The sequence below is a fragment of the Caballeronia sp. LZ062 genome (genome assembly GCF_031450785.1).
Classification (GTDB): domain Bacteria; phylum Pseudomonadota; class Gammaproteobacteria; order Burkholderiales; family Burkholderiaceae; genus Caballeronia.
Window position 1 is genome coordinate 2,038,514 of the sequence record NZ_JARTWB010000002.1, and the last position, 19,670, is coordinate 2,058,183.

The 19,670-nt window shown below is 65.0% G+C and carries 19 protein-coding genes; 8 read left to right on the forward strand and 11 right to left on the reverse strand.

Annotation, left to right across the window (positions count from 1 at the left end):
- Positions 1-370 precede the first annotated feature (370 nt).
- Both P9239_RS15540 and P9239_RS15545 read right to left on the reverse strand, forming a co-directional pair.
- On the reverse strand, positions 371-694 hold the full coding sequence (locus P9239_RS15540) for an AzlD domain-containing protein (protein ID WP_309752388.1): 324 nt from the start codon (positions 692-694) through the stop codon (positions 371-373).
- A complete protein-coding gene (locus tag P9239_RS15545; protein ID WP_309752390.1) occupies positions 691-1,488 on the reverse strand; it encodes an AzlC family ABC transporter permease in 798 nt (265 codons plus the stop codon). Before P9239_RS15545 ends, P9239_RS15540 begins: the two co-directional genes overlap by 4 nt.
- 299 nt (positions 1,489-1,787) lie before the next feature.
- Here P9239_RS15545 and P9239_RS15550 point away from each other — a divergent pair, with 299 nt between their 5' ends.
- From P9239_RS15550 to P9239_RS15575, 6 genes are all read left to right on the forward strand, one after another.
- Positions 1,788-2,708: a branched-chain amino acid transaminase gene (locus tag P9239_RS15550; protein ID WP_250471365.1), complete on the forward strand. Its 921-nt coding sequence runs from the start codon at positions 1,788-1,790 to the stop codon at positions 2,706-2,708.
- A gap of 75 nt (positions 2,709-2,783) precedes the next feature.
- Positions 2,784-2,978 carry a zinc-finger domain-containing protein gene (locus tag P9239_RS15555; protein ID WP_309752391.1) on the forward strand — a complete coding sequence of 65 codons (195 nt, stop codon included), beginning with the start codon at positions 2,784-2,786 and terminating at the stop codon, positions 2,976-2,978.
- Between the two features lie 179 nt (positions 2,979-3,157).
- The gene (gene waaF, locus P9239_RS15560; RefSeq protein WP_309752393.1) at positions 3,158-4,231 is read left to right on the forward strand and encodes a lipopolysaccharide heptosyltransferase II; all 1,074 of its coding nucleotides are present in this window, start codon (positions 3,158-3,160) and stop codon (positions 4,229-4,231) included.
- Between the two features lie 169 nt (positions 4,232-4,400).
- Entirely contained in the window at positions 4,401-4,844 is a 444-nt protein-coding gene (locus P9239_RS15565) for a nuclear transport factor 2 family protein (protein ID WP_309752395.1), read from the forward strand.
- A gap of 48 nt (positions 4,845-4,892) precedes the next feature.
- Complete coding sequence (locus P9239_RS15570) at positions 4,893-5,984, forward strand: hydrolase (protein ID WP_309752397.1); 1,092 nt, start codon at positions 4,893-4,895, stop codon at positions 5,982-5,984.
- Between the two features lie 3 nt (positions 5,985-5,987).
- Positions 5,988-6,569: a DUF2946 family protein gene (locus P9239_RS15575; RefSeq protein WP_309752399.1), complete on the forward strand. Its 582-nt coding sequence runs from the start codon at positions 5,988-5,990 to the stop codon at positions 6,567-6,569.
- A 4-nt stretch (positions 6,570-6,573) separates the two neighbouring features.
- Here P9239_RS15575 and P9239_RS15580 read toward each other — a convergent pair whose 3' ends face one another.
- Entirely contained in the window at positions 6,574-9,201 is a 2,628-nt protein-coding gene (locus P9239_RS15580) for a M48 family metalloprotease (RefSeq protein WP_404989713.1), read from the reverse strand.
- A gap of 157 nt (positions 9,202-9,358) precedes the next feature.
- Between P9239_RS15580 and moaC the strand changes: the two genes are divergently transcribed.
- Positions 9,359-9,850 (forward strand): cyclic pyranopterin monophosphate synthase MoaC, encoded by a 492-nt coding sequence (gene moaC, locus P9239_RS15585; protein WP_309752401.1) that lies wholly within the window; start codon positions 9,359-9,361, stop codon positions 9,848-9,850.
- Positions 9,851-9,887: 37 nt separating this feature from the next.
- On the opposite strand, the gene P9239_RS15590 is transcribed toward moaC, so the two are convergent.
- From P9239_RS15590 to recA, 8 genes are all read right to left on the reverse strand, one after another.
- Positions 9,888-11,702, reverse strand: a complete 1,815-nt coding sequence (locus P9239_RS15590) for a Wzy polymerase domain-containing protein (RefSeq protein WP_309752403.1) — start codon at positions 11,700-11,702, stop codon at positions 9,888-9,890.
- Positions 11,703-11,832: 130 nt separating this feature from the next.
- Positions 11,833-12,426, reverse strand: coding sequence for a pilin (locus P9239_RS15595; protein WP_309752405.1), 594 nt, complete (start codon positions 12,424-12,426; stop codon positions 11,833-11,835).
- A gap of 122 nt (positions 12,427-12,548) precedes the next feature.
- A complete protein-coding gene (locus P9239_RS15600; RefSeq protein WP_309752407.1) occupies positions 12,549-13,247 on the reverse strand; it encodes a TerC family protein in 699 nt (232 codons plus the stop codon).
- Between the two features lie 121 nt (positions 13,248-13,368).
- Positions 13,369-14,250 carry a succinate--CoA ligase subunit alpha gene (sucD, locus tag P9239_RS15605; protein WP_175939552.1) on the reverse strand — a complete coding sequence of 294 codons (882 nt, stop codon included), beginning with the start codon at positions 14,248-14,250 and terminating at the stop codon, positions 13,369-13,371.
- Positions 14,251-14,347: 97 nt separating this feature from the next.
- Entirely contained in the window at positions 14,348-15,514 is a 1,167-nt protein-coding gene (gene sucC / locus P9239_RS15610) for an ADP-forming succinate--CoA ligase subunit beta (protein WP_404980000.1), read from the reverse strand.
- A 117-nt stretch (positions 15,515-15,631) separates the two neighbouring features.
- Complete coding sequence (locus P9239_RS15615; protein WP_309752410.1) at positions 15,632-16,258, reverse strand: DUF2889 domain-containing protein; 627 nt, start codon at positions 16,256-16,258, stop codon at positions 15,632-15,634.
- 121 nt (positions 16,259-16,379) lie between these two features.
- Positions 16,380-17,600: a recombination regulator RecX gene (gene recX / locus P9239_RS15620; protein WP_404989714.1), complete on the reverse strand. Its 1,221-nt coding sequence runs from the start codon at positions 17,598-17,600 to the stop codon at positions 16,380-16,382.
- A 19-nt stretch (positions 17,601-17,619) separates the two neighbouring features.
- Positions 17,620-18,690: a recombinase RecA gene (gene recA / locus P9239_RS15625; RefSeq protein ID WP_175939548.1), complete on the reverse strand. Its 1,071-nt coding sequence runs from the start codon at positions 18,688-18,690 to the stop codon at positions 17,620-17,622.
- A 262-nt stretch (positions 18,691-18,952) separates the two neighbouring features.
- Here recA and P9239_RS15630 point away from each other — a divergent pair, with 262 nt between their 5' ends.
- Positions 18,953-19,663 carry a response regulator transcription factor gene (locus P9239_RS15630; protein WP_309752413.1) on the forward strand — a complete coding sequence of 237 codons (711 nt, stop codon included), beginning with the start codon at positions 18,953-18,955 and terminating at the stop codon, positions 19,661-19,663.
- The last annotated feature ends 7 nt before the right edge of the window (positions 19,664-19,670 follow it).

The window sequence follows — 19,670 nt, forward strand, 5'->3', positions numbered from 1 at the left end:
CGGAGAAGCGCCGGCCGGTTCGTTGAATATGCGGCGCGGGGCCTGAAAACGGAAACTGGGAGCGGAAAGACGCGAAATCGCAAGGAGCGGACAGCGCCTGCCGCGCAAGCGGGCCGAGGGCTGAGTGAAGCACGGAAGACGGAGCGCGGAAGACCGACTGCAGGAAGCGCGAAGACACGGACGCGGCGGACAAGCCGGAGGCGGCGAGCTTCGGAACCGATGCGGTGACTGCCGGACTCACTTTCGACCTCGCTCCATGCGACAGGAAAGACCGTCATTTTAACCGATCACCCCGGCCGCTCTAGCCGGTGATTCTTGATTCCGCGTATTTGGTGCGCATCGCGGCGGGCATCGTCGAATGCAAAGCGCCTCACGCGCCGACGCGCAGCAGTGTGAAAACGACCATGCCGACCGCGATGGTGCCCATCATGCCGCGCCGCCACACGTAATACGCGAGTCCGGCGAGCGATGCCCACACCGCATGATTCGAGAACGCGATCGAAAAGCCGGCGGATGTTTCGAGCAGATCCGGCACGACGACGCCCGCCAGCGCGGCCGCCGGAGCGTAACGCAGCACGCGTTGCACGCGCGGCGGCAGAACGGTGCGCTCGCCGCCAATCAGAAAGAACGCGCGCGTCGCCGCCGTCACGACGCCCATGCCGAGAATGGCGAGCCAGATCTGGAACGCGGTCATTGCGCGGGCCTCGTGGCTTCGGCCTCGGCTTCCGCCGCCTGCTGCGCGTCGGGCGCTTCCGGCTCGCCAGGACGTGGCGCCGCCGGTTGAGCGCGTTCGGCGATGACATCGGCGAGCGTGCCGGCCAGGAGCGCGGCGAGCACCGCGAGCGGCAAGCCGAAGCGATACGGCAGATGAAACGCGAGCAGCGCGACCACACTCGCGACGACGACCGCAGCGAGCGTCGAGCGCGTCGCGATGGCCGAAACGATGAGCGGAATCAACGCCAGCGTTCCCGCGAGTTCCAGCCCCCAGTTGTCGGGAATGACGCTCGCGAGCAGGATGCCCGCCACCGACGACACTTGCCACGCGAGCCAGCAGCTCACGGCGAGTCCCCAGAAGAACGCTTCCTTGCCCGGCTGCCGGCCGACCGGGAAGTTCCGCGCGGAGAACATCAGATAGATGATGTCGCCGTTGAAGTAACCAATGAGCAGGCGCCGCCACATCGGCAGATAGGAGAAATGCGGCGCGAGCCCCGCGCTGAAGATGACGAAGCGCAGATTCACCATGGCGGCGGTCAGGAGCACGGTCCAGAGCGGCAGCTTTGCGGCAAGGAGCGGCAGCACCGCGAGCTGAGACGATCCCGCGTACACCGCGAGCGACATGCCCAAAGCCTGCGGCACCGTGAGCACCGATTTCGTCATGGCGACGCCAGTGACGAGTCCCCACGCGAACGTCGCCATGACGGCGGGCGAGAAGGCGCGGGTGCCTTCGATAAATGCGCGGCGGTGGGTGTCGGACAACCGTTGGAGCATGCAAGGGTGCGCGGCCAGGGTTCCGCGATGACGAAAGTCGAAATGCCGCGCGCCGCGCAACGCCCCGCGTCGCCCGATGATTCGACGAGAATTCGGGCCGCTTTTCCGCGCCCGCGGCGAAAGGCAAATTATAGCGGCGTGAAAGGCGCATCCCATCGAGTTCGAATGTGAAAAGACGCTAAAATGACGGACTTTGACCGCCTCCGAACCGCATAGCGTCGGCAATGGGCGGCGAAGACAGATTCATCGGGCTTATCAGGATTTATCGAATTTCTGAACGAGACAGCTAGGAGAACCGTATGTCAATGGCCGACCGCGACGGCAAGATCTGGATGGATGGCAAGCTGATCGACTGGCGAGACGCCAACATCCACGTCCTGACGCACACGCTGCACTACGGCATGGGCGTATTCGAGGGCGTGCGCGCGTACAAGACGGCGCAGGGAACGGCCATTTTCCGCCTGAAGGAGCACACCAAGCGCCTTCTGAACTCGGCGAAGATCTTCCAGATGGAAGTCCCGTTCGATCACGCGACGCTCGAAGCCGCGCAACTCGAAGTCGTGCGCGAGAACAAGCTCGAATCGTGTTACATCCGCCCGATCATCTGGGTCGGCTCGGAAAAGCTCGGCGTCTCGGCGAAGGGCAACACCATTCACGTGGCCATCGCCGCGTGGCCGTGGGGCGCGTATCTCGGCGAAGACGGGCTCGCGAAGGGCATCCGCGTGAAGACGTCGTCGTTCACGCGGCATCACGTGAACGTGTCGATGGTGCGCGCGAAGGCGTCCGGCTGGTACGTGAACTCCATTCTGGCGAACCAGGAAGCCGTCACGGACGGTTACGACGAAGCCCTGCTGCTCGACGTGGACGGCTACGTGTCCGAAGGCTCCGGCGAGAACTTCTTCCTCGTGAACAACGGCAAGCTGTACACGCCGGACTTGTCGTCGTGCCTCGACGGCATCACGCGCGACACGGTCATCACGCTGGCGCGCGATTTCGGCATCCCGGTCATCGAAAAGCGCATCACGCGCGACGAAGTCTATACGTGCGACGAAGCGTTCTTCACCGGCACCGCCGCCGAAGTCACGCCGATCCGCGAACTCGACAACCGCACGATCGGCGCGGGCAAGCGCGGCCCGATCACGGAGAAGCTGCAAAGCGCGTTCTTCGACGTGGTCGGCGGCAAGAACGAAAAGTACGCGAGCTGGATCGCGAAAGTCTGATTGCGCCGCGGCGGGCCGCGCGGCTCGCCTTCACGCGACCGGCAAGAGCAACGAACGACATTGAAAGAGATAGCAATGAGCGACCTGAAGGAAATGCCGCTGGTGGAATTGTCGGCGAAAGATATCCCCGCGTTCTGCCCGAATCCGAAAATGCAACGCTGGAGCGCGCATCCCCGCGTGTTCCTCGACGTGACGCACGGCGAAGCCCGCTGCCCGTACTGCGGCACGCGCTACAAGCTGAAGGACGGCGAAGTCATGAAGGGCCACTGAACCCGCTCGTCACTTTCGAGCGTCGCCGATGTGCGCGCTCCGGGTTCGTCCCGAGCGCGCGCTTTTCGTTTGCTCTCGTTCGCTCAATGCGCATGGCCGTCGCGCCATGACATCCCCAAGACCGACGCCTCGCCGCGCGTTGCGGCGAGGCGCTACATTTTGAGATCGGAAATCGACTGATGCGCCGTGCGCTGGTTATAGCACCGAACTGGATCGGTGACGCGTTGATGGCGCAGCCGCTGTTCACGCTTTTGCGAAAGCTCCATCCGCGCATCGCGATCGACGCGGTCGCGCCGAGTTGGGTCGCGCCCGTGCTCGAACGCATGCCCGAGATCCGCGACGTCTACGCGACGGATCTCGCGCACGGCAAGCTGCAACTGCTGCGCCGCTGGCAGCTCGCAAGCGACTTGCGCGATGTCGGCTACGACGCCGCCTACGTGCTGCCTAATTCCGCGAAATCCGCGCTGATTCCGTGGATGGCGGGCATCCGGCTGCGCATCGGCTACAAGGGCGAGAGCCGCTACGGACTCTTGAACGTGCGCCACCCGAATCCGCCGAAGACCGAGCGCCCGCCGATGACCGCGCAATACGCCGCCCTCGCCTATGCGCCGGGCGCGAAGCTGCCGTTCATCGACCGCTACGCGCAAGCGCAGGACGCGCAGACGAGCGACGCGCCGCTCTTGCCGGTGCCGCGCCTCGAATCGGACCCGAACGAAGCGGTGCGCGTGTCGGCGCGCTTCAATCTCGATACGCGCGCGCCGCTTGTCGTCTTTTGCCCCGGCGCGGAGTACGGTCCGGCCAAACGCTGGCCGCCGGAGCATTTCGCGTCGCTCGCGCAGTTCGTCGCGCAGTCGTTCCCTTATGCGCGCATCGTCGCGCTCGGATCGAATAAGGACTCGGCGGTCGCGCAGGCCATTGCCGAGCGTGCGCCGAACGTGCGCAATCTGTGCGGTCAGACATCGCTCGGCGAAGCGTGCGCGCTGATCGCACGGGCGAGCGCCGTCGTCACCAACGACTCTGGTCTGATGCACGTGGCCGCGGCGCTCAGGCGCCCGCTCGTCGCGGTGTACGGCTCCACCGACCCGCGCCATACGCCGCCCTTGTCCGACGTCGCAAAGGTACAATGGCTTCATCTTAAGTGCAGTCCGTGCTTTGCCCGCGAGTGTCCGCTCGGCCATCTGAATTGCCTTCGCGAACTCTCCGCCGAGCAGGTTTTCGGCGATTTGCGCGGCATGTTGCTCGCGCATCGCTGAGGCGTCGCGCCGCTGCTTGAAAGCGGCGGCATTGCTGCGGCATCGGCTTCTCCGTGTGCGGGCGCGGACACGCGAGTGTCTCCGAACGGAGGCATGCTTTGAATCATGACCGATGCGGCACGCCACCGTGACACGGCGTGCGCATCGAATGCCAGAGACCAACGAGCCCATGCCACGTTTCGCCCGCCTATTCGAAGCCGCCGCCGACACTCTCAACGCTTACTATCAGGCGGTCGCCGACAACAGCATCGACGCTGTCATGTCGCTTTGGATCGACGAGGAATTCGCCACCTGCATCTGCGCGGACGGCACGCATCTGCATGGGCTCGAAAGCATTCGCGCGGGGCTCGGCAAGCAGTTCGACGCGCAGGCCGTCAGCATCGAGCCGCTCGATATTCGCGTGTACGACAGCTTAGGCACGGTGGTCTATGCCATCGCGGAGGCGCATCAGCCGGCGGGCACCGCCGCGCCGCGCATGATTTTCTCGACTTACGTGATGGTTCACGAACGCGGCGAATGGCGCATCGCGCATATTCACGCAAGCGAGATGCCGATGGAAACGGCCGGCCAGTTCGCGGCGAAGCTGCGTCACGGGCAAGGACCGTTGCACTGAAATACCGCAGTCACGAAGCATAGAAAGACGTTCGCCGGGGAGAAGGCCATGAAGCGCGATCCGTTGTTGAAACACGATTCGTCGTTCGTGGACAAGGCGCCCGCCGTCGCGTTGAAGGAAACCGTGCAGGCCGCGGGCCGCGTGCTCGCCGAACCCGTCTCGCAATGGCTCTACAGCGCGCCGCGCTGGCTGCCGACGAGTCACGCGCAAACCATCGTTCCCGCGCTTTTCGGACGCAAGCCGGCGGTGCGTTATCGGCGCGAGCGGTGGGATACGCCGGACGGCGATTTCATCGACGTGGACTGGCTCGCGCACGATGACGCCGCGCGCCCGGCATCGATCGCTCCGCTTTTCGTGCTGTTCCATGGCCTCGAAGGCAACTCCGACTCACACTACGCCCGCACGATGATGGCCGCTGCGCACGCGCGCGGCTGGCACGGGGCGGTGCCGCACTTTCGCAGTTGCAGCGGGTCGATGAACCGGCTCCCGCGTTTCTATCACCTCGCGGACAGCGCGGAAGTCGACTGGATTCTGCGGCGGCTGCGCGAAAGGCACGCGGGGCCGATCGTCGCGGCGGGCGTTTCGCTCGGCGGCAACGTGCTCCTGCACTGGCTGTGCGAGCGCGGCACGGACGCCTCGATCGTGAGCGCCGCCGCCGCGATTTCCGCGCCGCTCGATGTCCACGCGGGCGGTCAAGCCATCTCGCAAGGCTTCGGCATGGTCTATACGCGCAGCTTCCTGAAGTCGCTAAAGAAGAAGGCGCTCGCAAAACTCGATCAGTATCCCGGCCTCTACGACCGTCACGCCGTGCTCGCGGCGCGCACGCTCTATGAATTCGACAACGTCGTCACCGCGCCGCTGCACGGTTTTCGCGATACGGATGATTACTGGTCCACGGCCACGACCCGCGCGCATCTGAAGCGCATCGCGGTGCCGGCGCTCGTGCTGAACGCCCGCAACGATCCTTTCCTGCCGCAGCGCGCGCTGCCTTCGCAGGCGGAAGTCTCGGCGTCTGTCACGCTGGATCAGCCGAACCACGGCGGCCATGTCGGCTTCATGACGGGACCGTTTCCGGGACGCATCGACTGGCTGTCGTCGCGCGTGTTCGGCTATCTCGAACACTTTCTTCCGGGCGAATGAATCATGGATGAGATCGTCAAACAGGCGCTCGCCAAGTGGCCGAACGTTCCGCATTGCACGGGCTGGCTGCTGCTGGACCGGCGCGGCCAGTGGCGCATGCGCGACGAGGCGGCGCAGGCCGCGGGCGTGCTCGGCGATGCCATTCGCCACGAAGCGCTGATCGGCTTCATCAACCGCAACTACGAGCGCGATGCCGACGGCCAGTGGTTCTTTCAGAACGGGCCGCAGCGCGTGTATGTAGAGCTGGCTTACACGCCGTGGATCGTGCGTCTTTCGGCGACGGACGGCGCATTGCGGCTGACGGACCACACCGGCGCGCCGTTCGAGCCGGCGCAGGCGTTTCTCGACGACGAAGGCGGCCTGCTCTTCTCCGACGATGCCACGCCGCCGCGCGTCGCCGCCTTGCACGATCACGACCTCGATCTCTTCTCGAGCCACGCGAGCTTCGACGACGCGTCGCGCGGCGGGATCTTCCATTGGCGCGACGGGACCGATCTGCCGTTGCAGTCCATCCGACGCGCGGACGTCGAGACCCGCTTCGGTTTCGTCGCGAGTCCGGCTGCCCGCGCGGCGTCGAAAGCCTGAAGCGTCAGCTCTTCTTTTCCTCGTCGCGCTCTTCCTTGTAGCGCGCTTCGAAGTCGCGCAGCCGCGCGGAAATGGTCGAGAGATCGTAGAAGCTCGCGGTCTTCACGTCGCGTGCTTCCTTCAACTGGCGAATGGCGGACGGCCACGCGCCGTCGAGCGCGAGCTTCTCGGCCATCGCCTGATGCTGGCGAAGCGGATCGTTCAGGCCCGCGCTTGCCTGCGCGAGATACAGCCACCAGTCGGCGCGCGCCGGTTCCGCGCGTGTTTCGCCGCGCGCGAGCGTCTGCGCTTCCTGATAGCGATGCGCGGCGATCAGCGACTGCAGATGCACGTCGAGCGCCGCGTGCGAGTTGGGCCAGCGCGTCTGCGCGATGTCGGCGAGGCGGACGGCGTCGTCATAACGTCCCGCACGGCGCGCGATTTCGGCGGCGAGCACGTCGAGACTGGGCGTGCTGCGGGCGGCTTGCTGGGCGATCACGCGCACGGGCGGAAGCGCGATGGGCGCGCTTGCCGGGGCGGGAGCGGCGGGATCTGCGTTCAGCGCGCCGTATGCGCTGCTGCTCAGGAGCGAGGACATTGAGACGGCCGGGGCGGAGGCGTTCGCGGTTTGTGGCGTCGAGTGCGGGTTGGCGTTGTTCGTGCGCGCGTCTTGCAGGGTGGCTGCTTGAGCAAGTAGCGGTCTGTCGCTTCGCGCAGGCGGGACTTCTATGGCGGCGCGAGCGGTCGTCGTTGAAGCGGACGTGCTTTGAATATTCGCGGCTCGTGAAGATCGCGCTTCGTCGCGACTGGCACGCGCAGCTCCAACGCCCGCGCGAGCGTTCGCCGATGAACCCGACACGCCACGCGGCGAAGCGCCGACGCTTTCGCCTTGCGCCTTCGACGCGCCCTTCTGCTGCTGCGCGTGGCGCTTGTCATCGGAACGCGCATCGCGGCTTTCGACGCCTTCGACCGTCTGCGCCAATTCGCGCTGCGCCTGCACCGAAGCCGCCGCCGTGCTCGCCTTCTCGCCTTCGAAGAGCCGCCGCGATCGGGCGAGCGCGTCGTTGGCGCCGTCGTAGTCGCCCATCAGCGAACGCGCGAGCGCGATGCCATACCAGTTCGCGGCCGGGTTGAGCGCGGTTTGATCGTCGATTTCGGATTTGAGACGGCTCGCGACTTCACGATAGTCGCTCGCGTAGTTCACCTGAAGCACGCGTGCCCGCGCCCGCACGAACGCATACTCGGGCGACTGACGCGGCTGCCGATACGGCACGCGCCGCGCGCGATCCTCCATGTCGGCGATACGCTCCGTCGTCAGCGGATGCGTGCGTGCGTAGGGCGGCACGCCGTTATCGGCCATCGACGCGCGGTCGAGCCGCTCGAAGAACGCGGTCATCGCGTAGGGATCGTAGCCGGCCGCCGCGAGCATCTGAAAGCCGACGCGATCCGCCTCGTGCTCGGCCGCGCGCGAGAAGCGCAGTTGATTGTCGACGGCGAAGGCCTGGCCGCCCATCGCGATACCCATGCCAAGATCGCCGCTATGCGTCATCACGCCCGCGAGCAGGCCGGCCAGCATGGCCGCGAGCGCCGCATAGCCGCTTTTTTCCTGCGCGCTGATCATCCGCGCGATGTGGCGCTGAAGCACGTGTCCCATCTCGTGGCCGACGACGGACGCGAGCTCGGATTCCGTCTGCGTCGCCGAGATCAATCCGGTGTTCACGCCGATGAAGCCGCCGGGCATCGAGAACGCGTTGATCTGCGGATCGCGCACGGCGAAGAGTTCGAAGTCCGGACGATACCCGCCGAGGTACTGCGTCGCCGCGGCGGCGGACAGCTTCGATGCGATGGAGTCGAGGTAATCGCGTATGAGCCAGTCGTCGAGATAGTCGGGATCGGCGCGGACTTCGCGCATCGTCCGCTCACCGAGCTTGCGTTCTGCCTGAGGCGAAAGCGTGCCGCCGGAACCGTCGCCCAGATCGGGCAGTTGCACGGAGGAAAGCGGCGCGCGCAGATTCGCCATCGCGCCGGGGCGATTGGCGAAGCGGCTTTCCGCGCCGCCGTAGACGCCGAAGACGCCGTCGGCGACGTTGTTGGGCGGGGGGGTTGGTGCGGGGGTGGTCTTTATCGCGTTGGTCGCATTGTGCGCGTTCGGCACATTGGTCGTGTTTGGCGCGTTTGTCGACTTTGTCGCGTTCGCCGGGTTGGGTCCGTTCGTGCCGTTCTTCGTGTTGGCCGTATTGGCCGTATTGGCCGTATTGGCCGCGTTGGCCGTGTTGGCCGTGTTGGCCGTGTTGGCCGTGTTGGCCGTGTTGGCCGTGTTGGCCGTGTTGGCCGTGTTGGCCGTGTTGGCCGTGTTGGCCGTGTTGGCCGTGTTGTCCGTGTTGTCCGTGTTGGCCGTGTTGGCCGTGTTGGCCGTGTTGGCCGTGTTGGCCGTGTTGGCCGTGTTGGCCGTGTTGGCCGTGTTGGCCGTGTTGGCCGCGTTGGCCCTGTTGTCCGCGTTGGCCGCGTTCGTCGCGTTCGTCGCGTTGGTCACGTTCGTCGCGTTGGCCCCGTCCGCCGTGCGCGCGCCCGTCTGCGCTGCGGCGAACGGCGGCATGGCGAGACTAAGGCACAACGCGGACACGAGCATGCGGCTCGGACGATTCAAAGACATGGCGCGAAGCCGGTGCGGCACCGGCGGTCAGCGTGATGATCGGAACGCGCTTATCGTATCAAGTGTTGCGCGCTCGGCGGTGCCTGCAGGCACGGATTCGCACCGTTTCCGCCGCAGGTCCCGCTGGTAAGATAGGCGCCCATTGCAAGGAGACGATATGTCCGCACTCACACATTTCGATGCCGCCGGCGAGGCGCACATGGTCGATGTCGGCGACAAGAACGAGACGCGGCGCATCGCAGTGGCGCGCGGCTCCATCGTCATGCTCGACGCCACGCTCGCACTGATCCGCGAAGGACGCGCCAAAAAGGGCGACGTGCTCGGCGTCGCGCGCATCGCGGCGATTCAGGGCGCCAAGCGCACCGCCGATCTGATTCCGCTGTGTCATCCGCTCGCGCTGACCCGCGTGGCTGTCGACTTCTCCGTCGATGACACGCTGCCCGGCGTGCATTGTGAAGTGCGCGTGGAGACCGTCGGGCGCACGGGCGTGGAAATGGAAGCACTCACCGCCGTACAGGTTGGGCTACTGACCATCTACGACATGTGCAAGGCCGTCGATCGCGGCATGACCATCACCAATGTGCGCGTGATGGAAAAGCACGGCGGGAAATCGGGCGACTGGGTGGCGGACCCAACGCCGTCCGCCTGAACGCTGCCAGCGCTGCAAACGCTACAAACGCCGATGCTTACTCGTCGGCGTCATCCTCCGCGCTAGCATCCGTTCCCGCCGGCAACCCGTACCGCTTTACGAGATCAGCCCTGAAGCCGGCCAACGGCGCACCGATTTCGTCGATGTTCCGGTACACCGCCGCAAGCTGCGTCGGCCAGTCATGCAACTGTGTCGCGAAAATCTTGAGGCGCGCCACGGTATCCAGCGCCTCGCTGCGCTGACCGGCAAGCGCCTGCAGCACTGCGTAGCGGCGCAGAACCGTCTCGCCCGGCAGCAACGCGATGGCCTGCCGATGCGCCGCCAGCTTCGCTTCGATATCCTGCGCGTTCATCGGCAGTAGCGTCGCCGCGCCATACTCGCCCCACGCGCCGAACAGAAAAGACGGATCGTCGCGATACTGCTCCGCCGGCCGCGAGCCGTAGTACAGCACTTCCGCCCGGTTGTAATCGCGCATCGTCGGATAGAGCGCGACGAGACCGCCCGCGACCAGAAAGACGTACATGCCATACGACAGCGGGCGCGCCACGAGCCGCAACGGTCGCGTCTCGAGAAGGCCGATCACGAGCATCGCGGGCATCAGAAAGAACATGTACTGCTGCGGATATTCGACGAGCGCGTGCATCATCAAGACGCCGAGCAGCGAGAGCGCAAAGACGCGCGCGGGCGTATGCGGCGCACGCAGCACGCGAATCAGCCACAAGACGATGCCCAGCACCAGCACCGCGACGCCGATCAACCCCGTTTTCGCCAGCAGATCGATGAAAATGTCGTGCGCGTTGTTCGCGATCTCCACGCCGCCAAGCTCGCGCACCATGTCGAACTGGTAGCGCGGAAACTCGCCCCAGCCGACGCCGAGCACCGGATGCGTCTTGAACATCGTCCAGCCGTACTTCCACAGCGCAAGACGCGGCGCGATCTGATTCGCATCCTGCATGCGCTCCGCGGCCGATTGCGCCAGATCGAGCTGATAGCGCACGTTCGCCCAACGCACGGCTGCGTTCACCGCCACGAAGACCACCGCAAGCACGACCGGCATGATCCACGCGCGCATATCGCGCCCGTTGCGCGCTGTCGGAGTGTCGAAGTCGTCGGCCGCACCGGGGCGACGGCGGATGAACGCCATCCAGAATCCGGCGACGACGATCACCCCCGTTTGCAGCCACGGCCCGCGCGACACCGTGAGCGCGAGGCCGAACGACAGCACCGCCGACACGACGAGCCACACCACCACGGGCATCCGGCGCGTCTGCACGAAATACATCGCGCCTGCCAGCGCGAACGCGATGACCGTGGCAAGGTGATTCGCCTGCGCCATGTTCCCGAAGACGCGCCGCTCGATTGCAACGTTGTACGCCACGACGAACGGCGCGAATCTCGCCTCCATATGGAACAGTTGCGCGGTCTGGCAGAACACCGCAAAGAGGCCGCCCGCGAGCAACGCCGCCGCGCCGACACGCAACGCCTTCTCCGAAAGCCCCGCTCGCACCAGCCCGAAGCCCGTGTGCACGGCCACGAACGACGCGAGCAGATACGCGCCGCCGAGCCAGTTCATCGATGGCTGCGCGACCGGCAGCAGCACCGTCTGCGCGACGAGCACGATGCCGAACGCGAGCGGCATCAGCGCGACCACCGGTGAGGCGAACGGCACGCGCGGCTCGGACACGCGAACGAGCAGCGCCACCGTTGCTCCGAGCGCGAGATACAGGGCGAGCGCGCTGTACTCGGCATAGAACGTCGGAATCGGATACGTGTGGTTGACGACACCGAACGGAATCGTCAACGCCAGGCACAGAACGGTGAAGCAGAGATAGCGCGCGTATTGAGAAGGCATGAGGGGCTGGGAACGTCGGGAACCGGCGCACTATACAAAACTTTGCGTCCGCTGTGCGCCGCGCGCCGGCAAATGCCACGAAATCCCCCGTTCCAGCGCGCCGCTCATGTCCTTCGTTAGCACGCACCGTTCAAGCGCGGCACTCCGGCGGTGCGAGATTGCCCGGCAGCGTCGCGGCTTGCGTGGGCGACGGCCCCGCGCCCGGCGCCGGCAACGACGACGCGGCCTTGCCCGCCGCGAAGCACTCCCATGTGATCGTGCCCGCCTGCACCGAGCCGCGTGTCAGCGCGACGCGCGCGGTGGGCGTATCGGCGTTGTCGGGCGCGGAAGGCACGAGCACGAGCGTGTTCGATCCGGCCGGGGCGACGCGCGTCGTGTAGGCGATCGTAATCTGCCCGCTGTCGCTGTCGACATGAATCGACTCGATGTTGCGCGTACCGGGCGGCGACGCGTAAGCGCTCGCCAGGTCCGCGCCGCTCGCCGCGTTCTCGGCGACCGCAAGCCGGGCCGATGCCGCGAGCGACATGCCCTCGCCCACGCGGCTGCGGGACAGATAGTCCTGATACGCGGGAATTGCGTACGCCGCGACCACGCCGACGATCGCCAGCACAATCATCAACTCGATCAACGTAAATCCTCGCGCGCCCGCCTGCGCGCGTTTCAACCATGCACCGAAGCCGTCGCCTTCGCGCGACGCCTTAACCACCAAAGCCATGCTCGTCATTGCCACTCCCTGAAAGACACGAAGCGTCCGGCCGCGACATGCGAACCGGACGCTTCGATGGTAGGGAGGGATCAGATGCCGCGGCAGTCGGCCATTCGGCTAACGCCCCGGCAGGCGTGCGATCAACCGGCGCTCGCGAGCGCGCGACGCTTCATCAGCCAGCCCGCCGCAATCACGACGGCCGCGCCGGCGAGGCGCGCGGCATACCCCGCCGCTTCGGTGTTGAGCGCGGGCCAGCGGTCGATGAACGGATCGTCGATGATGAGGCCGCCCGCGATCCAGCCTAGCAGCCCCGCGCCCAGCACCACGACGATGGGGAAGCGGTCGAGCAGCTTCAGCACAAGCGTGCTGCCCCACACGATCAGCGGAATGCTTACCACGAGCCCGAAAACGACGAGCACGAAGCGATGCTGCGGATCGGCGGTCTCTGCGGCGCCCGCAATCGCGATCACGTTGTCGAGGCTCATCACCGCGTCGGCAACGATGATCGTCTTGACCGCCGCCCAGAGCTTGTCCGACGAGCCGATGTCGGGCGCGTCGTGGTCGGGCTGCAGCAGCTTCGCGCCGATCCAGAGCAGCAGCAGGCCGCCCAGGAACTTGAGAAACGGTATGTCGAGCAGGAAGACGGCGAACGCGATGAGCACGACGCGCAAAACAATGGCGCCGAGCGTGCCGAGCACGATGCCGCGCGTGCGCTGCGCGGCGGGCAGATCGCGGCAAGCGAGCGCGATCACGACGGCGTTGTCGCCGCCGAGCAGAATGTCGATGACGATGATCTGGAGGACCGCGCCCCAATGGAGCGTCGCGAAGAATTCGAGCATGAAAAGAATAGCTGCGACCGAAAACAAAAAGAGCGAGGAAGCCAGCGCTCCCTCGCTCTTCTCGGTCTGAACGAAAGGATTCAGTAAGAGTACCAAACCCTCGCCTTTCGTGCCTGCTTCCTTAGATCACCGACTTCAGCAGGCGGCCCATTTCGGACGGGTTCTTCGTGACCTTGATGCCGCACGCGTCCATGATTTCGAGCTTCGCGTCAGCCGTGTCCGCGCCGCCCGAGATCAGTGCGCCGGCGTGGCCCATGCGCTTGCCCGGAGGCGCCGTCACGCCCGCGATGAAGCCGACGACCGGCTTCTTCATGTTGTCCTTGATCCAGTAAGCGGCGTTCGCTTCGTCCGGACCGCCGATCTCGCCGATCATGATGACGGCGTCCGTTTCCGGATCGTCGTTGAACATCTTCATGACGTCGATGTGCTTCAGACCGTTGATCGGATCGCCGCCGATGCCGACCGCCGACGACTGGCCGAGGCCGAGCGCCGTCAACTGGCCGACCGCTTCGTACGTCAGCGTGCCCGAACGCGACACGACACCAATGCGGCCTTTCTTGTGGATGTGACCCGGCATGATGCCGATCTTCAGCTCGTCCGGCGTGATCGTGCCGGGGCAGTTCGGTCCGAGCAGCAGCGTCTTGCGGTTTTCGCGGCGCATGCGGTCCTTGATTTCGAGCATGTCGCGAACCGGAATGCCTTCCGTGATGCAGATAGCGAGATCAAGATCGGCCTCGACGGCTTCCCAGATGGCAGCGGCAGCGCCAGCGGGCGGCACGTAGATGACTGAAACCGTTGCGCCGGTTTCAGCCTTCGCTTCCTTGACGGACGCGTAGATGGGAATGCCTTCGAAGTCTTCGCCGGCCTTCTTCGGATTCACGCCCGCGACGTATGCTTCGCGGCCGTTCGCGTATTCGCGGCATGCGCGCGTGTGGAACTGGCCGGTCTTGCCGGTGATGCCCTGCGTGATGACCTTCGTGTCTTTGTTGATCAGAATCGACATGTAGTGACCTCTGTTCGTTTGGCGTCGCCCAAGCCAGTGCTGGCGCCGCCATTCGTATCTGGTGGAACGCTCTCTTGAGGCAGCAAGCGAAACGCGCTTACTTGCCTTCGGCAGCCGCGACGACCTTCTGCGCGGCTTCTTCCATGCTGTCGGCCGAAATGATCGGCAAACCGGATTCCGCCAGCATTTTCTTGCCGAGGTCTTCGTTCGTGCCCTTCATGCGCACGACGAGCGGCACCTTCAGGTCCACGGCCTTCGACGCCGCGATCACGCCTTCCGCGATCACGTCGCAACGCATGATGCCGCCGAAGATGTTGACGAGGATCGCCTTCAGATTCGGGTTCTTCAGCATCAGCTTGAAGGCTTCGGTGACCTTCTCGGTCGTCGCGCCGCCGCCGACGTCGAGGAAGTTCGCCGGCTCGCCGCCGAACAGCTTGATGGTGTCCATCGTCGCCATGGCCAGGCCCGCGCCGTTCACGAGACAGCCGATGTTGCCGTCGAGCGAGATGTACGCGAGGTCGAACTTCGACGCTTCGACTTCAGCCGGATCTTCTTCGTCCAGGTCGCGATACGCGACGATTTCCGGATGACGGAAGAGCGCGTTGGCGTCGAAGTTGAACTTGGCGTCGAGCGCGATCACCTTGCCGTCGCCGGTCACGATCAGCGGGTTGATTTCCGCGAGCGATGCGTCGGTTTCGTAGAACGCCTTGTAGAGGCCTTGCAGGATGGCGCGCGCTTGCGGGATCGATGCGTCCGGGATGCCGATCTTGCGCGCGAGGTCGTCCGCGTCCTTGTCTTGCAGACCGGTCGACGGCTCGACGGCGAACTTGTGCAGCAGTTCCGGCGTCTTTTCCGCGACTTCTTCGATGTCCATGCCGCCTTCGCTCGACGCCATGACGACGATCTTCTGCGAAACACGGTCGAGCACGAGGCCCACGTACAGTTCCTTCTTGATGTCCGCGCCTTCTTCGATCAGGAGGCGGTTCACCTTCTGGCCTTCCGGACCGGTCTGGTGCGTGACGAGCTGCATGCCGAGGATCTGGTTCGCGTATTCGCGGACCTGCTCGATCGACTTCGCGACCTTCACGCCGCCGCCCTTACCGCGGCCGCCCGCGTGAATCTGCGCTTTGACGACCCAGACCGGGCCGCCCAGCTCTTCCGCGGCCTTGACCGCATCATCCACCGAGAACACGGGTTTGCCGCGCGGGACCGCGACGCCGAATTTCCGCAGGATTTCCTTACCCTGGTACTCGTGAATCTTCATGCGTGATTCCTTCAGTCTGAGAGTTGGAGTGAACTTCTGATTCGAATTGCTTGAACCGCTGATTGTTTGATGCTTGTCCGGTTGACCGAAGCGTTCCGCGTCGGGAACGCGAGCGTGTCAGGTGTCCGGCTTTTCGCGTTCCGCTTGGCCACGGTCTTGCGCCGGCGATGGCTCATGACCGAACCAGCGCGGATAGTATTCGCGAACGGCGGGGCCATCGAAGCGCAGCGCGTGGCAGCGGCCGAGTTGAAACGGCGGCTGGACGGAAGTCGACTCCGTTCCGGTTTGCGCGAAAGGACTGCCGCTCTCGATAGACCACACTTCGCCGGAGAATGCCTGGATAGCGGCGGTCGGCAACACGGCGCACAACTCGGTGAGATGCGTGCAGCCCGCCGTTCCGCGCAGGCGCGCGCCGGCTTCGCGACGAAAATTCTTGAGCAGATTGAGCCCGATGAGCGCCCGATACGCGGAATTCGACTCGGCGCACAACGCCGCATACGGCGCCCACTCCGACGAAGCCTCGGCGTCGACGATGGTGAGCTTGCGGTCGATGGTGATGCGCAGCCAGAGTTCATGGATCGGCAGGCCTTGCGGCCGGACGCCCGCCGCGAGCGGAAAGTCGCGGGGCTTGTCATCGGTTAGACAGGCTTCGATGTCCCACAGGCCGTCTTCCCGCTCGAACGCTTCCAGCCGAATCGCGCGACGATGGCGCAACTGTCGGGAAACGGGCGGAGAAAGAGGCATGGGGCTGAAGCCGGAACGGGGAAACCGTTGAATTTTAGCATAGCGAGTATTTCGGGCCGTGCATGCGCCTGATGATTGGCGGATGCCGGCGCATGGCCTGCCGCGTGGGGCGCAAGGTACGTCACTCGTCGCTTGGTTCGTCGATCCAGTCTTCTTCGCCGCCCTTCAGAATTTTTCCGATGGTGCTCGCCGAGAAACCGCGCGCCGCCAGAAAGCGCGCCTGTTTCGCGCGCTCCGCTGGCGTCTCCGGCACAACGCCGTACTTCCTCTCCCAGACCGCGTAAGCGCGTGCGGTTTCGGTTTGCGCGAGCTTGTCCGCCGTCTCGCCGATGAGCGCCTCTCCCACCGCGTGCCGCTTCAATTCATTAATGATCCGGCTGCCGCCCATGCGCGCCGCCCGCCGATGGACGACGCTTTCCACGAAGCGCTCGTTGGAGAGCCAGCCGTCGCGCTCCAGGCTGTCCAGCGTGCCTTCGAGAGAATCGGCTTCCTGCACGTACGGACGCAGCTTGCGCGACAGTTCGGCGCGACTGTGTTCGCGACGCGAAAGGTAAGCCAATGCGCGGCCCTTCAGCGAGCGTTGAGGCCGTTTTGAATTCTTCGCGTCCGGTGCCTTGCGCGGTCGTTCGGTCGAACGGCTGTACGCCGAGTCTGGTTGTGGCTCTGGCGCCGCGGCGGGCGCACATTGTTCGAATGGCTCGAACGGGTCGGCGTCTTCGAAGGAATTCGAGAAAGGATCTGTGCTGTCGTCCAATATGCGCGCTTCGACCGGCGGCTTCGGCGGCACGTTGAGCTTTTGGACGGATTGCGTCGCGGCGTGTGCCAGAAGCGAGCGTGCCTGTTCAAGACGAGCAGCGCGGTCGAGTCGTTGCGTCGGCAATGCCGGATGGGCGTTGCGTGCTGGCTCGACTGGACCCGGTTCGCGTTTGGCGCGCGCGGTCTTTCGCGATTTCGCATCTGAGCGAGGCGAGTCGGCTTTCTCAAGTGCTTCGGGTGCGGCCGAACGCTCGCGTGGGTCCGGCCATTCCTTGGCCGTATCAGAAACACCGCGCGACGGCGCAAATCGCTTTGCGCCGTCGCGTGGCATGGTACTTCGGGTGGACCAGCGTGACTTGCTCGATGCCTCGCGCCGTTCGCTGCTGCGCTCGTAATGGTCGATGCCATCGGCGTGATCCGCGTGATCGGCGCTCTCGCCGTGCGCATCGACGCTATGCGCAGCAAATTCGGAAGCAGCATCGCTTGCCGCCGCTTCACCGGATTCGGCCGCGCCGTCGGACCGACCGGCGCGGTCCCGCCGAACATCGGCGTTACCAGCCTTCAATCCGAACCGGCGCTTGAACATCGACCGTGCGGCGCGACGCTTATTCGTCGTCCGCTACTGCCGCGCCCGCAGCGACACCATCTGCCAGCGCCGCGACACCGAGCGATTCGCGGATCTTATTTTCGATCTCGCGTGCAATGTCCGGATTTTCGCGCAGGAACTCCCGCGCGTTGTCCTTGCCCTGACCGATGCGATCGCCGTTATAGCTGTACCACGCGCCCGCCTTGTCGACGAGCTTGGCCTGCACGCCCAGGTCGATGATTTCGCCCTGCCGTGAAATGCCTTCGCCGTACAGAATGTCGAAGATGGCTTCGCGGAACGGCGGCGACACCTTGTTCTTCACGACCTTCACGCGCGTTTCGTTGCCGATGACTTCGTCGTTCTTCTTGATGGACCCGATACGGCGAATGTCCAGACGCACCGACGAGTAGAACTTCAGCGCGTTACCGCCGGTGGTGGTTTCCGGGTTGCCGAACATCACGCCGATCTTCATGCGGATCTGGTTAATGAAGATGACGAGACAGTTCGTGCGCTTGATGGTGCCGGTGAGCTTGCGCAGCGCCTGCGACATCAGACGGGCTTGAAGACCCGGCAGCGAGTCGCCCATTTCGCCTTCGATTTCCGCCTTCGGCACGAGCGCCGCGACGGAGTCGATCACGATCATGTCGATGGAACCCGAGCGCACCAGCGCGTCGGCGATTTCCAGCGCCTGCTCGCCCGTGTCCGGCTGCGAGATCAGCAGTTCCTGCACGTTCACGCCGAGCTTTTGCGCGTATTGCACGTCGAGCGCGTGTTCCGCGTCGATGAACGCCGCCGTGCCGCCGATCTTCTGCATCTCGGCGATCACCTGCAGCGTGAGCGTGGTCTTGCCCGACGATTCCGGACCGTAGATTTCAACGACGCGGCCGCGCGGCAAGCCGCCCACGCCGAGCGCGATGTCCAATCCGAGCGAGCCGGTGGACACGACTTGAATGTCCTCAACCGCCTCACCCGCGCCGAGCCGCATGATCGACCCTTTGCCGAATTGCTTTTCGATCTGCGAGAGCGCAGCGGCCAGGGCCTTGCTCTTTTCCGCAGTCATGCCAGCCGGGCCTTTCTTGCTTTCTTCCATGAATCGTCCTTTGCTATGATGAACGGCGTCTGAGGCTTGTGCGCGCGGGCTCGAATGCGGCATTCGCATACTCTTGCCCGCTTTTCGCACAGATTCAGACACTGTATAAAAAAACAGTAGTTTTTGCAAGCCCGATTGCGGCGGCGTGGCATTTTCCACGTCGCCCGAACCGCGCAAAACCGCACAACACCCTGGAGACCGCCGCGCCGGGCGAAATGCGGTGCCGGCAATGCTGCGCTACCGCGCATCTGGCGCACATACGATGCGAATCCTCATTGCCGAAGACGACAGCATACTCGCGGACGGCCTCGTCCGATCACTCCGCCAATCGGGATACGCCGTCGACCATGTGAAGCATGGCGTCGAGGCGGACACCGCGCTGACGCTCCAGCCGTTCGACCTGCTGATTCTCGATCTCGGCCTGCCGCTCATGCCCGGTCTCGAAGTGCTGCGCAGGCTGCGCGCGCGCAATTCGCAGATGCCCGTGCTGATCCTCACCGCCGCCGACAGCGTCGACGAGCGCGTGAAGGGCCTCGATCTCGGCGCCGACGATTACATGGCCAAGCCCTTCGCGCTGAACGAACTCGAAGCGCGCGTGCGGGCGCTCACGCGGCGCGGCGCGGGCGGCGGGCCGACAGTCGTACGGCACGGGGCGCTCTCCTTCGATCAGGTGGGACGCATCGCGCATATTGGCGATCAGGTGATCGACTTGTCGGCGCGCGAGCTCGGCGTGCTCGAAGTGCTGCTCCAGCGCATCGGGCGGCTGGTGTCGAAGGAACAGCTCGTCAATCACCTGTGCGAGTGGGGCGAAGAAGTCAGTAACAACGCGATCGAGGTCTACGTCCACCGGCTGCGCAAGAAGATCGAGCCGAGCGGCGCGCGCATCATCACCGTGCGCGGGCTTGGGTACACGCTCGAAAAAGCGTCGAACGGCGCGTCGGCAAGCGCGCCGATGCCGCCGAGCCATCACTAAGCCGGGC

Bases quoted from the DNA above. Each gene is read 5' to 3' on its own strand.
- moaC (WP_309752401.1), top strand. From the start codon at position 9,359: ATGTCCGCACTCACACATTTCGATGCCGCCGGCGAGGCGCACATGGTC.
- P9239_RS15595 (WP_309752405.1), bottom strand. From the start codon at position 12,426: ATGACGAGCATGGCTTTGGTGGTTAAGGCGTCGCGCGAAGGCGACGGC.
- sucD (WP_175939552.1), bottom strand. From the start codon at position 14,250: ATGTCGATTCTGATCAACAAAGACACGAAGGTCATCACGCAGGGCATC.
- P9239_RS15570 (WP_309752397.1), top strand. From the start codon at position 4,893: ATGAAGCGCGATCCGTTGTTGAAACACGATTCGTCGTTCGTGGACAAG.
- recX (WP_404989714.1), bottom strand. From the start codon at position 17,600: ATGTTCAAGCGCCGGTTCGGATTGAAGGCTGGTAACGCCGATGTTCGG.
- P9239_RS15575 (WP_309752399.1), top strand. From the start codon at position 5,988: ATGGATGAGATCGTCAAACAGGCGCTCGCCAAGTGGCCGAACGTTCCG.
- P9239_RS15555 (WP_309752391.1), top strand. From the start codon at position 2,784: ATGAGCGACCTGAAGGAAATGCCGCTGGTGGAATTGTCGGCGAAAGAT.
- sucC (WP_404980000.1), bottom strand. From the start codon at position 15,514: ATGAAGATTCACGAGTACCAGGGTAAGGAAATCCTGCGGAAATTCGGC.
- P9239_RS15540 (WP_309752388.1), bottom strand. From the start codon at position 694: ATGACCGCGTTCCAGATCTGGCTCGCCATTCTCGGCATGGGCGTCGTG.
- P9239_RS15590 (WP_309752403.1), bottom strand. From the start codon at position 11,702: ATGCCTTCTCAATACGCGCGCTATCTCTGCTTCACCGTTCTGTGCCTG.
- P9239_RS15630 (WP_309752413.1), top strand. From the start codon at position 18,953: ATGCGAATCCTCATTGCCGAAGACGACAGCATACTCGCGGACGGCCTC.
- P9239_RS15545 (WP_309752390.1), bottom strand. From the start codon at position 1,488: ATGCTCCAACGGTTGTCCGACACCCACCGCCGCGCATTTATCGAAGGC.
- recA (WP_175939548.1), bottom strand. From the start codon at position 18,690: ATGGAAGAAAGCAAGAAAGGCCCGGCTGGCATGACTGCGGAAAAGAGC.
- P9239_RS15580 (WP_404989713.1), bottom strand. From the start codon at position 9,201: ATGTCTTTGAATCGTCCGAGCCGCATGCTCGTGTCCGCGTTGTGCCTT.
- P9239_RS15550 (WP_250471365.1), top strand. From the start codon at position 1,788: ATGTCAATGGCCGACCGCGACGGCAAGATCTGGATGGATGGCAAGCTG.
- waaF (WP_309752393.1), top strand. From the start codon at position 3,158: ATGCGCCGTGCGCTGGTTATAGCACCGAACTGGATCGGTGACGCGTTG.
- P9239_RS15600 (WP_309752407.1), bottom strand. From the start codon at position 13,247: ATGCTCGAATTCTTCGCGACGCTCCATTGGGGCGCGGTCCTCCAGATC.
- P9239_RS15565 (WP_309752395.1), top strand. From the start codon at position 4,401: ATGCCACGTTTCGCCCGCCTATTCGAAGCCGCCGCCGACACTCTCAAC.
- P9239_RS15615 (WP_309752410.1), bottom strand. From the start codon at position 16,258: ATGCCTCTTTCTCCGCCCGTTTCCCGACAGTTGCGCCATCGTCGCGCG.